Origin of the sequence: Pseudomonas sp. 18175 (assembly GCF_050432925.1) — a bacterium.
In the GTDB taxonomy this organism is placed as follows: Bacteria; Pseudomonadota; Gammaproteobacteria; order Pseudomonadales; family Pseudomonadaceae; genus Aquipseudomonas.
Genome location: NZ_JBKFTO010000026.1, coordinates 40241 through 53518 on the forward strand (window position 1 = coordinate 40241; position 13278 = coordinate 53518).

Here is a 13278-nt window from a genome sequence, read left to right on the forward strand (position 1 = left end):
TGTGGGAGCGGGCTTGCTGTGGTGAGGGGGCTTGTCCCCCGACGGTTTCACTGGAGATCGAATGGGGCTGCTTCGCAGCCCAGCGCGGGGCAAGCCCGCTCACCACAGCAAGCCCCCTCCCACATTTTGATCTGCGCTGTATCCGAGATCAGGACTTTTCCAGATTCGCAAGAATGTGCCCGTGCACCCGCATGCACACCTTCATATCCTCTTCATCCACCCCTTCAAACAGCTCGCAACGCAACTGCGTGGCGATGGTCTCGATCTGGTCGATCAACGGACGGGCGGTATCACACAAAAGAATACGCTTGGCACGGCGGTCTTCCACCACCGCCTGGCGTTGTACCAGGCCTTGGCTTTCTAGGCTGTCGAGCAAACGGGCCAGGGTTGGCCCTTCTACACCGACACTTTGTGCCAGTTCACGCTGAGTGGGTGCTTCTTCGAATCGCGCCAAGTGCAGCAGCACCAGCCAGCGCGCCTGGGACAAACCCAGCCCCGCCAGGCGGCGGTCCAGCTCGGCGCGCCAACCTCGGGACATTTGCGCCAACTGCATGCCAAAGCGGTGTTGATCGGTTAACGGCATAAAAAACTCATGGTTTAGACTGAAAATAAAGTGTGGCTAATTATTAGTCAGCTAAGCATGAGCCATGCCAGTAGGCAAGCGTCGCTATGTACTGATTCGTTACATTGTCGTAATTGGCGCACTAAATTTCGAATTCAGACTGTAAAGCCGCCCGCACACAGTACAAAACACCCTCCGGCACACGCCCGGTAAACAGGGGCGCGATCTCGGCGACCGGTGGCAGTTCGCCTTCGCCATCGAGGAACGCATCCTGGATTTCGCCGAGTAAATCCTCTGGCAGATCAAGGGCCTGCTCCAGCGACAACTGCTGCTGGCCTATGGACTCGGCCAACAATGTGTAGACGTTTTTTTCCGAACATTGCAACTGCCCGGCGATCTGGATTGGGGTCATGCCAGCACGCGCCAGGCTGATCAGTTCGTGACGGATATCGGCGACTTCCTTCGGCGCTTCGGCCTGGCCGCCGAGCACTTCGAGGAACGCCTGACCGTAGCGCTCCAGCTTGCGTGCACCCACGCCGCTGACCCGCGCCATCTCCGCCATAGAGGTGGGCTGCTCGCGCAGCATCTCCAGCAAGGTGGAGTCGGGGAAAATAACGTACGGCGGCACGCTGTGTTCCTGGGCCAATTTGCGCCGCAGGGTGCGCAGGGCTTCCCATTGTTCGCGCTCTTCGCCGCGTACAAGCTGGCTGGCCTGGCTGGTGCTGGTCTTGGCGGTGGTCTGCGGCTTGAGGTCGCGGCGCAGCTCCAGGCTCACTTCGCCCTTGAGCAGCGGGCGGCAACTGTCGTTCAGGCGCAGGCCGCCGTACCCTTCAATGTCGATATCCACCAGGCCACGGGCGACCATCTGGCGGAACAACGAGCGCCATTCGCCCTCGGCGCGGGCCTTGCCCACGCCATAGACCGAGAGCTTTTCGTGGCCGAAGCTGCGGACTTTTTCGTTGTCCTTGCCCAACAGCACATCCACCAAGTGGCCCACGCCGTAGCGCTGGCCAGTGCGATAGATAGCGGACAGGCCTTGACGCGCAGGTTCAGTGGCGTCCCAGGTCTGCACACCATCGGTGCAGTTGTCGCAGTGGCCGCAGGGCTCGGGCATGTCTTCGTCGAAGTACGCCAGCAAGGTCTGACGGCGGCAGCGGGTTTCTTCGCACAGCGAGAGCATGGCATCGAGCTTGTGCTGCTCCAGACGCTTGTGGCGCTCGTCGCCTTCGGAGTTCTGCAGCATCTGCTTGAGCATCACCACGTCTTGCAGGCCGTAGACCATCCAGGCATCCGCCGGCAGGCCATCACGGCCGGCACGCCCGGTTTCCTGGTAGTACGCCTCAAGGGATTTGGGCAGGTCCATGTGGGCGACAAAACGTACGTTGGATTTGTCGATGCCCATACCGAAGGCAATGGTCGCGACCATGATCAGGCCTTCCTCGTTGAGGAAGCGCTTCTGGTGGGCCGAGCGCGTTTCATTGGGCAGCCCGGCGTGATACGGCAGTGCCGGGTAGCCTTGTTCACACAGGAACGCGGCGACCTCATCGACCTTCTTGCGCGACAGGCAATAGACAATGCCCGCGTCGCTGCGCCGCTCGGACAGGAACGCCAGCAACTGCTTGCGCGGCTGCTCTTTGGGGACGATGCGGTAGAAAATATTCGGCCGGTCGAAACTCGACAGGAAACGCTCAGCGTTCTGCAAATGCAGGCGTTCGACGATCTCTTCGCGGGTGCGTTTGTCGGCTGTGGCGGTCAGGGCGATACGCGGCACATCGGGGAACAGCTCGGCCAATTGCCCCAGTTGCAGGTACTCGCGACGGAAGTCGTGGCCCCATTGCGAGACGCAGTGGGCTTCATCGATGGCAAACAGGGCGATTTCCAGGCTCTGCAGGAACGCCAGCATGCGTGGCTGCACCAAGCGCTCGGGCGCCAGGTAGAGCATTTTCACTTCACCGCGCTTGATCCGCGCGGCCAGGTCACGCTGTTGCTCGGCGCTGAGGGTGGAGTTCAACGAAGCGGCGGCAACGCCAAGTTCCTCAAGGGTAGCCACCTGGTCGTCCATCAAGGCGATCAACGGCGACACCACCACCGCCAGGCCATTACGCAGCAACGCCGGCACCTGAAAGCACAAGGACTTGCCGCCGCCGGTAGGCATCAGGACCAGGGCATCACCGCCACTGGCCACGCGCTCAATGATCGCACCCTGGCGGCCACGAAAACTGTCGTAGCCGAAGATGTCCTTGAGGACGCGTTGAGCCTGCTCGAGCATGTAAAACTCCAAAATAGTGCCGAAATCCCTCAGTACAGGCTGGCCGAAAAAACGCGATTTCACGGAAATTAATCCGTAAGCGGAGTTTTCACGGGCTGGCGCTTGGCCTGCAAGGGCATCACAAAACGCGGCAGTATACCCGAGCGACTCCCAGCAAAGGGCGCCGCTGACGAATAGCGGCCGCCATCTAAAATGCACTGTGGCTGGCCTGAGGGCTCAAGAAGGCCTAGAATTCAGCATCGTTTATTCCCAAGGTAGTCCTTCAATGTCCTTCGCTGAGCAACTAACCCGCCTGCAAGCCTTCCTCGACGCCGATGAGCTGCATGACGAGGCGCTGGACTACGTGGCCGCCCACGGCTACCTGACCGCCCTGTCCATCTGTGCCGAGCCCGTACCTGACCGCGAGTGGATCGACGCGCTGTTCGCCGAAGAACCTCACTACACCGACGCTGCCCAGCGTGAAGAAATCGAATCCACCCTGCTGGCCCTCAAGGCCCACATCGGTCGCCAACTGGCCTCCGACGAGGAGTTCGAGCTGCCGTGCGAGCTGGACCTGGGTGAAGACCCGGACGATTCCGATCTGCGCGGCTGGTGCATTGGCTTTATGGAAGGCGTGTTCCTGCGCGAGGCCGCCTGGTTCGAAACCGCCGAGGAAGAAGTCAGCGAAATGCTGCTGCCGATCATGGTCGGTTCGGGCCTGTTCGATGATCAGCCAGAGTTCGCCGACATCGCTTCCGACGCCAACCTGATGGACGACATGATCGTACAGATCCCGGAAGCCCTCACCGCCCTGTACCTGCTGTGCAACGCTCCTGACGAAAAACCGGCGATCCTCAAGCCACGTCACCACTGAGTCGCTTGCCCGTGACACCCATGGGCAATCGCTCACTGCTCCTGCGTTACGTGCTGCTGGCCATCGGCTGGCTGAGCGTAGCGCTGGGCGTGATCGGCATTTTCCTACCGGTATTGCCGACCACACCCTTCCTGCTCCTCGCCGCCGCCTGCTTCGCTCGAAGCTCCCCGCGCTTCTACCACTGGCTGGTGGAACACCCGCGCCTGGGCCCGTGGATCCGCGACTATCTGGAGGGCAATGGCATCCCGCTCAAAGGCAAGGTCTACGCCATTGGCCTGATGTGGCTGAGCATCGGTTTTTCCTGCTATCTGGTGCCACTACCGTGGGCACGCGGCTTCATGCTGACCAGTGCCGTGCTGGTGACGATCTATATCCTGCGCCAAAAGACCCTGCGGCATTAAAACCCACACGACCTTGGTCGACACTGACTAACCCCAAGCATCATGCGAGACTGTCCAACCGGGCCTGGAATGCCTGGGTGTTCCCACGCTCGGAGTTACCATGACGCTGTCCAGCGGGCTGATCGCCGCCGTTGCCCTGGCCTATATGGCCATTATGTTTGCCATCGCCTTCTACGGTGACCGCCGCCATGCGCCGCTGCCACCACGCATGCGTGCCTGGGTGTATAGCCTGTCGCTGGCGGTCTACTGCACGAGCTGGACCTTCTTTGGTGCTGTAGGCCAGGCCGCCGAACAATTGTGGGCGTTTTTACCTATCTACCTGGGACCGGTGCTGTTGCTGGTGTTGGCACCCTGGGTGCTGCAGAAGATGATTCTGATCAGCAAGCAGGAAAACATTACCTCCATCGCCGACTTCATCGCGGCGCGCTACGGCAAATCCCAGTCCCTGGCGGTGGTGGTGGCCTTGATCTGCCTAGTGGGCGTGCTGCCCTATATTGCGCTGCAACTCAAAGGCATCGTACTCGGCGTGAACCTGCTGATCGGCGCAGGCGCCGATACCACCGGCACCCGCGCCCAGGACACCGCATTGATCGTGTCGCTGGTACTGGCGCTGTTCACCATCGTGTTTGGTACCCGTAACCTCGACGCCACCGAACACCACCGTGGCATGGTGCTGGCGATTGCCTTTGAATCCCTGGTCAAGCTGTTCGCGTTTCTTGCCGTCGGCGCGTTTGTGACCTACGGCCTGTACGACGGTTTCGGCGACCTGTTCAGCCAAGCCATGCTCGCGCCACGCTTGGACGAATATTGGAAAGAAACCGTCAACTGGCCTTCGATGGTGGTGCAGACCGGCGTGGCCATGATGGCGATTATCTGTTTGCCACGGCAGTTTCATGTGACCGTGGTGGAGAACATCGACCCCCAGGACCTGCGCCTGGCCAAGTGGGTATTTCCCGCGTATCTGATCCTCGCCGCGCTGTTTGTGATCCCCATTGCCCTCGGCGGCAAGATGCTGCTTCCCGCTTCCGTACTACCGGATTCCTACGTGATCAGCCTGCCCATGGCCGAGGCGCATCCGGCCCTGGCCGTGCTGGCGTTTATCGGTGGCGCATCGGCGGCGACGGGCATGGTGATCGTGGCGAGCATCGCGTTGTCGACCATGGTGTCCAACGACATGCTGCTCCCCTGGTTGTTGCGGCGCTCCAGTGCCGAGCGGCCATTCGAAGTGTTCCGCCACTGGATGCTCTCGGTGCGCCGGGTCAGCATCGTCATCATCCTGCTGCTGGCCTACGTGAGTTATCGCCTGCTGGGGTCCACCGCCAGCCTGGCGACCATTGGCCAGATCGCCTTTGCCGCCGTCACCCAACTGGCACCGGCGATGCTTGGCGCGTTGTACTGGAAACAGGCCAACCGGCGCGGGGTGTTTGCCGGGCTGGCGGCGGGTACCTTCCTGTGGTTCTACACCTTGGTCCTACCGGTTACTGCGAAAAGCCTGGGCTGGTCCCTCAGCCTTTTCCCAGGGCTTACGTGGATGCATTCTCACCCGCTGGGCTTGTCTGTTACTTCGTTGACCTTGGGCACAGTGTTCTCACTGGCGGGTAACTTCACCCTGTTTGTATGGGTGTCGATGCTGTCGCGCACACGGGTGTCCGAACACTGGCAAGCGGGGCGCTTTATCGGCCAGGAAATCAGCCAGCGTGCCAGCGCCCGCTCAATGCTTTCGGTTCAGATCAGTGACCTGCTCAGCCTGGCAGCGCGTTTTGTGGGCGATGAACGGGCCCAGCAGAGCTTTATTCGCTTTGCTTATCGCCAAGGCAAAGGCTTCAACCCCAACCAGAATGCTGACAACGAGTGGATCGCCCATACCGAGCGCCTGCTGGCCGGTGTCCTCGGCGCATCGTCGACCCGCGCCGTCGTAAAAGCCGCAATTGAAGGCCGGGAAATGCAGCTGGAGGACGTCGTACGGATCGCCGACGAAGCCTCTGAAGTGCTGCAATTCAACCGCGCCCTGCTGCAAGGCGCGATTGAAAACATCACCCAAGGCATCAGCGTGGTGGACCAGTCCCTCAAGCTGGTTGCGTGGAATCGACGCTACCTTGAGCTGTTCAACTACCCCGAAGGCTTGATCAGCGTGGGCCGGCCGATTGCCGACATCATTCGCTACAACGCCGAGCGAGGATTGTGCGGGCCGGGCGAGGCCGAAGTGCATGTGGCCCGCCGCCTGCATTGGATGCGTCAGGGCCGCGCGCACACCTCCGAGCGCTTGTTCCCCAACGGGCGGGTGATTGAGCTGATTGGCAACCCGATGCCCGGCGGTGGCTTTGTCATGAGTTTCACCGACATTACTGCGTTCCGCGAGGCCGAGCAGGCACTCACCGAGGCCAATGAAGGCCTGGAGCAACGGGTGATTGAACGTACCCATGAGCTGTCACAACTCAACGTGGCGCTGACCGATGCCAAGGGCGTGGCCGAATCCGCCAGCCAGTCCAAGACCCGTTTCCTCGCCGCAGTCAGCCACGATCTGATGCAACCGCTGAACGCAGCACGGCTATTCTCCGCCGCCCTCTCCCATCAGAACGACGGGCTGTCGAACGAGGCGCGGCAGTTGGTGCAACATTTGGATAGCTCACTGCGCTCCGCCGAAGACCTGATCAGCGACTTGCTGGATATCTCGCGCCTGGAAAACGGCAAGATCAACCCGCAGCGCCAACCCTTTGTGCTCAATGAACTGTTCGACACACTGGGCGCCGAGTTCAAGGCATTGGCCCAGGAGCAAGGCCTGGGTTTCCGTCTGCGCGGCAGCCGCTTGCGCATCGACAGCGACATCAAGTTACTGCGGCGTATCCTGCAGAACTTTCTTACCAACGCTTTCCGTTATGCCGACGGCCCGGTGCTACTGGGCGTACGCCGCCGTGAGGGGGAACTGTGCCTGGAAGTCTGGGACCGTGGCCCCGGCATTCCGCCGGATAAACAGAAAGTGATCTTCGAAGAATTCAAGCGCCTGGACAGCCACCAGACCCGCGCCGAAAAAGGCCTGGGTCTGGGCCTGGCGATTGCAGATGGCCTGTGCCGCGTATTGGGTCATCGGCTAAGCGTGCGTTCATGGCCGGGCAAAGGCAGCGTGTTCAGCGTCTGCGTGCCCCTGGCGCGCAACCAGGCCAGCACACGGGTGCTGGCCCCGCAGGAAAACGGCCTGCCCCTCAGCGGCGCGCAAGTGCTGTGCGTGGATAACGAAGAAAGCATCCTGATCGGTATGCGCAGCCTGTTAAGCCGCTGGGGCTGCGAAGTATGGACCGCCACCGACCAGGCGCAATGCGCAGCGTTGCTGGCCGAGGGCGTGCGACCGCAATTGGCCTTGGTGGACTACCACCTGGACCATGGCGAAACCGGCACCGAGCTGATGGGCTGGCTGCGGGCGCAGTTGGCCGAGCCGATTCCCGGCGTGGTGATCAGCGCCGACGGGCGCCCGGAGATGGTGGCCGAGGTGCATGCGGCGGGGTTGGATTATTTGGCCAAGCCGGTGAAGCCAGCGGCGTTGCGGGCGTTGTTGAGTCGGCATTTGCCACTGTGAGGCCAGGTGTACGTGGTAAAACATGTGGGAGGGGGCCTGCCCTCGATGGCAGTGTGTCAGTCAGTGCAGTTGTCGCTGACCCACCATCATCGGGAGCAAGCCCCCTCCCACAGTTTTAATCTTCATTTATTCAGGAAGATGGGCTACGCCATCGGCATCCGTCATCGCTCTTTCCAGCAAATCCGCCGGCAGGCTTTTACTGGCCCGCGCCCCAAGCAACCTCAATTGCTCAGTGCGACTGACCAGATTCCCGCGTCCATCTGTCAGCTTGTTCCGCGCCGCGCTGTAAGCCTTATCCAACTGCTGCAAGCGATTGCCCACTTCATCCAGATCCTGGATGAACAGCACAAACTTGTCATACAGCCAGCCAGCGCGTTCTGCGATTTCCCGCGCGTTCTGGCTCTGGCGTTCCTGCTTCCACAGGCTGTCGATCACCCGCAGGGTGGCAAGCAAAGTGGTCGGGCTGACGATCACAATATGACGGTCGAAGGCCTCTTGGAACAGGTTCGGCTCGGCCTGCAAGGCGGCGGAAAACGCCGCTTCGATGGGCACGAACAGCAAGACGAAATCCAGACTGTGCAACCCCTCCAGGCGCTTGTAATCCTTGCCGGCCAAGCCTTTGACGTGATTACGCAAGGACAGCACATGCTGCTTCAACGCCGCCTGACCGATGAGCTCGTCATCCGCCGCGACAAACTGTTGGTACGCGGTGAGGCTGACCTTGGAGTCCACCACCACCTGCTTGTCGCCGGGCAACATGATCAGTACGTCCGGCTGGAACCGTTCGCCATCCGGCCCCTTGAGGCTGACCTGGGTCTGATACTCGCGCCCTTTCTCAAGGCCAGCATGCTCCAACACCCGCTCCAGAATCAGCTCACCCCAATTACCTTGGGTTTTCTGGCCTTTGAGGGCTCGGGTCAGGTTGGTGGCTTCGTCCGACAGACGCAGGTTCAGCTGCTGTAGCCGCTCAAGCTCTTTAGCCAGGGAAAAGCGCTCGCGGGCTTCATTCTGGTAGCTTTCTTCGACGCGCTTTTCAAAGGACTGGATGCGCTCTTTCAAGGGATCAAGCAACTGCCCCAAGCGTTCCTGGCTGGTTTCGGCAAAGCGTTGTTCACGTTCGTCGAAGATCTTGCCGGCCAGCTCAGCGAACTGCGCGCGCAGCTCATCCCGCGAGCCTTGCAGGTCGGCTAGGCGTTGCTGGTGGCTGTCCTGCTGCTCGCGCAACTCGGCACGCAGGGCGGCCGACAGCGCGTCGAGGCGGCGTAATTCGGTGTCTTTGGCGCTGCGATCAAGGTTCCAGGCATGGGCAGCGTCGCGGGCGTTGTCACGGTCGATCTGCAGCAATTCGACTTCACGACGCACCGCCGCGAGGTCGGCTTGCTTGGCGGCATTGGCCTGGCTCAGGTCGCTGATCTCGTCGCGGCTGGCATCCAACTGAGCGGTGAGACCTTCCTGGGCCAGTTGTGCGGTAGCCAGGCGTTCTTCAAGCAGTTCCCAGCCCGTCATGCGGGCGGTCAGCCGTCGTTGAATCTGCCAGCACACCGCCAACAACGGCACTGCCGCGCCAGCAAGGCCCAGGGCAACACTGGTCCAGTCAAAAGCCATAGCCATTTCTGCCATTACCGAAAAAGAGCAAGGTTAACGGAGCACAGGGCGGTAGGACAGGTCAGTCTTCGACCTGGCCCAGTTCGCGCTGGGCGCGGCGGTCGCCAGCGCGGGCGGCCAGGCGCAGCAGGTCGTGGCCAATGCGGCGGTCACGGGCGTTGCCGCACTCACGGCACATCAGTTGGCCCAGGCGGCTTTGCGCGGCCACTACGCCTTCACGGGCAGGCTGCTTGAGCAAGCGCCCGGCAAAGTGCTTGACGTTGGTGTTGTGCCCCAGGCGCGGACTGTCGAGCAGCCACAAAGCAACCTTCAGCGAGAAGCGCTTGGGTACGGTAACAGTGTGGGGGGTATCGGTAACAGAAGGTGATACTGAGCGAAACTTCATAAAACACTGTGGGACAGATCGGAAGGCGCGCCACTCTACTCTTTTTTTCGTACAGGTAAAGCTGAAAAAACGCTGCACGCCCGTTCTAGAGCAAGCGCTCGGGACAATCCACAGAAGCTGTGGATAACTCAGTGGACAACCCCCCTTTAACTCGCGCAAAGGCCCATGGAATGGGGCTCGCAGTCAAACTGACGATTTTTTCACCAATAAAAAAAAGGCAGATTTTTCATTGACTTAAATTTCCATTGCAGGCAAATGGCGGGCTTGTGCAGCCTTTGACAGCGAGGTTACACATGCGGCAACTAATGTGCACAAGTACCCATCCGATGGTTATATCAGCGGCTTTTTTTGAAGCGAGTCGCCTCGAAAACGTTACCTCGGTGCTAAATCGGGGGACTTTTCAAATATCGAATCGCTCGCCACACTCACCGGCTTGAGCACAACGGTGAGCGGGTCGATGAAAGGAATGCTGGTGTTCGCCATGTTGTTATTGGCTATTTGTGCCATTTCCCTGGGGATCAATGCGCTACTGCCGTCCCCGGATGGTGCGCTGTTCGCCATTGCCATCCTGCTGTCGGCAGCATTCACGGCGGTGAGCCTGTGTATTGAGCTGGGCGAAGGCAGGATCAATGACATGGGCGATGTGATGAAGGTGGTCGAAACCGGCCAGTCCCTGCGACTGACCCTGGCAGCCTACGGGCTGGGTTGTTCCTTGGCCGCCGCCAGCACAGTGCTGCTCTATCACGGCCTGCTGGGCTACTGATTGAAGTTTTTTTGCTATCACACTTCCCTTACCTGTTTCAATCCGTTACTATCCGCGGCGTTAGTACCAAGCTGAAAGTCAATTCTGGTCGAACTACTCCCCCGAACAACGCGGGATCGACCACCTCGATGGTTTCCAGGTATCTCTTGCGACGACACTGCCTTTGAACAAGCAAAGGGTGGCGCGAAGATTCAATACTCTGACCGAACCAACCTGCAAATTGATCAGGATCTTCACCCCGGGCCCAGAACCTTTGCCCCTGTTGTGTTGCCTGCCCTCCTAAGTACCTACCTGCCAGCCCAAGCGCGCCTAACTTATCAGCGCTTCAAACTGGCTGCTTTGTTCCAGTTGGTTTCTTCGTTCGATCAATCGTGGTCAACGTCGCTGGAACGTTTTAATACGGCACGGTTCTTATCTGTGTCATTTGTAGGAACACCAATAATATGAACGCTCAAATCCATACTCAGGATGCCATTCGCACCCTCACCAACGCTTTTGCTCCAATGAACTGCCTGATCATGGCGGCTCGCAAAGGCTGCTTCAGCTTCACCCTGGTCAACGAACACGGCATCGCACGTCACAGCGAACGCCTGTACCCCGATCAATACTCCAGCGCAGAACCGCTGCAGGCCGTGATCGAGCGTACCCGTCAGGCATTGACTGCCTGACCGACCCGAGTCGCTGAAACACAAAAACCCTGTTTAAAACGCAGGGTTTTTTATTGCCCGGAATTTACTTTTTGAGTATTTGCACTAAGTTCGAATAGATATAAACGTTATAACTAAATGAAGAAGATGTTTTAAAAACAGTCCTTTACATCACAAATATGACACTACACTTCAACTCAAGCGGCATGATCCGCTTCCGGCGAGCCTGAGTTCCGATCCATTGCTGCCAAGCCCCCACTCAGGCCTCGTCGACCACTTTCTTCACGGATTGAGGCCTGTATGGGTATCGCCGCCAGCGAATTGTGTCGTTACGTGATCCGACCCACGTTGATCTACCTGGGCTGTCACAACGAGACTGCTGAATCACTGCTGCTGGGCATTGCCGCCAGCCAGTCGGAACTGGGTTCGGCCCTGCACGACCGCCGTGGCCATGGCTTGTACAGCATCACCGAGCCTCGCCACCGCGCCTTGTGGGACACCTACCTGGCGCTGGACCCGGAACGCGCCAGCTTGGTCCGCGGGCTGGCCAGCCAACATGCGTTTCTCAGTGCGCCACAGCTAGAACTCACCGTAAACCTGCGTTACGCCACGGCCATCGCCTGGCTGTTGGTCGAACAACACAACCCCGCACTCCCACCGCCCGGCGATGTTCTGGCCATGGCGCGTATCTGGAAAGAAATATTTCATCCACACGGGCGCATCAAGGATTTCACCCAAAATTGGCAAACCTGTGTTTCACCCATGAATCACGCGGTTTGTTGACCGGGCAATTTGCAAGATTCGCCAAAAAACCCGAATTTTGGTCGGATTGTCCTACAAAACCGCTCTATCTCCTGCATTACGGCCTATAGCGCTCTCTTAAATTTATTGATACTTTCCGCAGCGGTGATCACCACGGAGTTCTAATAATGAAAAAAGTAATGCTCAAGACCACACTTAGCCTCGCCGTTGCCATGGCCTCTTCCCACGTCTTCGCAAGTGGCTTTGCCCTTAACGAACAAGACGTCGCAGGAATGGGGACGGGTTTCGCAGGCCGCTCTTCTTCTGCCGATAACGCAAGCACTGTCTATGGCAACCCTGCCGGTATGGCTCGCCTTGAAGGCCAGCAAATCACCGGCGGTGTTGCGGCGATCGATGCCTCGACCGATATCAAAGATGCCAGCGGTACCGGCACAGCACGCGGCTCCAACAAAGGCGACATGGTTCCGTTCACCGGCGTTCCATTTGGCTTCTACACCAACAAACTCAACGATCAGTGGGCCATCGGCTTTGGCGTATACGCGCCATTCGGCCTAGTGACCGATTACGAGAAAGGCTACCAGGGCCGCAGTTTCGGCAGTTACAGCAAGGTGTCCGTTATCACCCTGCAACCGACTGTCAGCTACGCCTTCAACGACCGCGTTTCGATTGGTTTTGGCCCGACCATCAACCGCATCTCCGGCAAGCTGGAATCCGACCTGAGCTTCAACCCTGCCCTTCAAGACACCAACGTCACGATCAAGGGCGACGACACGGCTCTGGGCTTCAACGTCGGCGTATTGGTACAGGCAACCGACACCACCCGTGTCGGCCTGACTTACCACTCCAAAGTCAGCTACAAACTCAAAGGCCATACCGAGGTCACCGCACCCACTGCGACCGCCGGCCTCATTGCCAGCGGGCGCTACGATGCGTCGCTGAAAATCGATACGCCTGAGTCCTGGGACGCGTCGGTCACCCAGGATCTGAGTGATGCCTGGAAAGTCTACGGTGGTGCCACCTGGACCCGCTGGAGCCGCCTCAAAGAAATCACCGTGAACAACGAAGGCGTGACTGCTGCCAACGGCGTCGCCGCTCCGGGTGTTATCGGCCAGATCAACGAGCCTCAGAACTGGCACGACACCTGGGCCTACGCCCTGGGCACCTCGTACCAAGTCACCAAACAGGTGGTACTGCGTACCGGCCTGACTTGGGACCAGTCGCCCACCAATAACACTGATCGCTCGCCACGCATCCCAACCGGCGACCGGACCATCTTCAGTGTGGGCCTGGGCTACGCCGTCATGGATAACATGACCGTCGACCTGGCCTACTCCTACCTTAAGGAAGAACCGGTCAAGATCAACAAAGCCAACAACCTGGGTTCGTACAGCGCCAAGTATGAAAACAGCGCCAACGGTTTCGGCCTGGGCGTGACGTACAAGTTCTGATCCACGCGGCAT

Annotated in this window: 11 protein-coding genes; 7 read left to right on the forward strand and 4 right to left on the reverse strand. The window is 59.4% G+C overall.

Annotated elements, in window-relative coordinates; translation table 11 throughout:
• Positions 1 to 148 precede the first annotated feature (148 nt).
• Both ACLD1Y_RS26525 and recQ read right to left on the reverse strand, forming a co-directional pair.
• Positions 149 to 583, reverse strand: a complete 435-nt coding sequence (locus ACLD1Y_RS26525) for a MarR family transcriptional regulator (RefSeq protein ID WP_429480688.1) — start codon at positions 581 to 583, stop codon at positions 149 to 151.
• Positions 584 to 704: 121 nt separating this feature from the next.
• Positions 705 to 2831 carry a DNA helicase RecQ gene (gene recQ / locus ACLD1Y_RS26530; RefSeq protein WP_429480689.1) on the reverse strand — a complete coding sequence of 709 codons (2127 nt, stop codon included), beginning with the start codon at positions 2829 to 2831 and terminating at the stop codon, positions 705 to 707.
• A gap of 265 nt (positions 2832 to 3096) precedes the next feature.
• On the opposite strand from recQ, the gene ACLD1Y_RS26535 reads away from it, so the two are divergent.
• The 3 genes from ACLD1Y_RS26535 (at position 3097) to ACLD1Y_RS26545 (ending at position 7656) form a co-directional block, all read left to right on the forward strand.
• Positions 3097 to 3684: a UPF0149 family protein gene (locus ACLD1Y_RS26535; protein WP_429480690.1), complete on the forward strand. Its 588-nt coding sequence runs from the start codon at positions 3097 to 3099 to the stop codon at positions 3682 to 3684.
• 20 nt (positions 3685 to 3704) lie between these two features.
• A complete protein-coding gene (locus ACLD1Y_RS26540; RefSeq protein ID WP_429480691.1) occupies positions 3705 to 4085 on the forward strand; it encodes a YbaN family protein in 381 nt (126 codons plus the stop codon).
• Between the two features lie 100 nt (positions 4086 to 4185).
• Complete coding sequence (locus ACLD1Y_RS26545; protein WP_429480692.1) at positions 4186 to 7656, forward strand: hybrid sensor histidine kinase/response regulator; 3471 nt, start codon at positions 4186 to 4188, stop codon at positions 7654 to 7656.
• Positions 7657 to 7782: 126 nt separating this feature from the next.
• Here ACLD1Y_RS26545 and rmuC read toward each other — a convergent pair whose 3' ends face one another.
• Both rmuC and ACLD1Y_RS26555 read right to left on the reverse strand, forming a co-directional pair.
• Complete coding sequence (gene rmuC, locus ACLD1Y_RS26550) at positions 7783 to 9261, reverse strand: DNA recombination protein RmuC (RefSeq protein ID WP_429480693.1); 1479 nt, start codon at positions 9259 to 9261, stop codon at positions 7783 to 7785.
• Between the two features lie 61 nt (positions 9262 to 9322).
• Positions 9323 to 9646 carry a sel1 repeat family protein gene (locus ACLD1Y_RS26555; RefSeq protein ID WP_429480694.1) on the reverse strand — a complete coding sequence of 108 codons (324 nt, stop codon included), beginning with the start codon at positions 9644 to 9646 and terminating at the stop codon, positions 9323 to 9325.
• A 457-nt stretch (positions 9647 to 10103) separates the two neighbouring features.
• Here ACLD1Y_RS26555 and ACLD1Y_RS26560 point away from each other — a divergent pair, with 457 nt between their 5' ends.
• From ACLD1Y_RS26560 to ACLD1Y_RS26575, 4 genes are all read left to right on the forward strand, one after another.
• The gene (locus tag ACLD1Y_RS26560) at positions 10104 to 10409 is read left to right on the forward strand and encodes a hypothetical protein (RefSeq protein ID WP_429480695.1); all 306 of its coding nucleotides are present in this window, start codon (positions 10104 to 10106) and stop codon (positions 10407 to 10409) included.
• Between the two features lie 443 nt (positions 10410 to 10852).
• Complete coding sequence (locus ACLD1Y_RS26565) at positions 10853 to 11077, forward strand: hypothetical protein (protein WP_005790139.1); 225 nt, start codon at positions 10853 to 10855, stop codon at positions 11075 to 11077.
• A 279-nt stretch (positions 11078 to 11356) separates the two neighbouring features.
• On the forward strand, positions 11357 to 11839 hold the full coding sequence (locus ACLD1Y_RS26570) for a hypothetical protein (protein ID WP_429480696.1): 483 nt from the start codon (positions 11357 to 11359) through the stop codon (positions 11837 to 11839).
• 146 nt (positions 11840 to 11985) lie between these two features.
• Entirely contained in the window at positions 11986 to 13266 is a 1281-nt protein-coding gene (locus ACLD1Y_RS26575; RefSeq protein ID WP_429480697.1) for an OmpP1/FadL family transporter, read from the forward strand.
• Positions 13267 to 13278 lie beyond the last annotated feature (12 nt).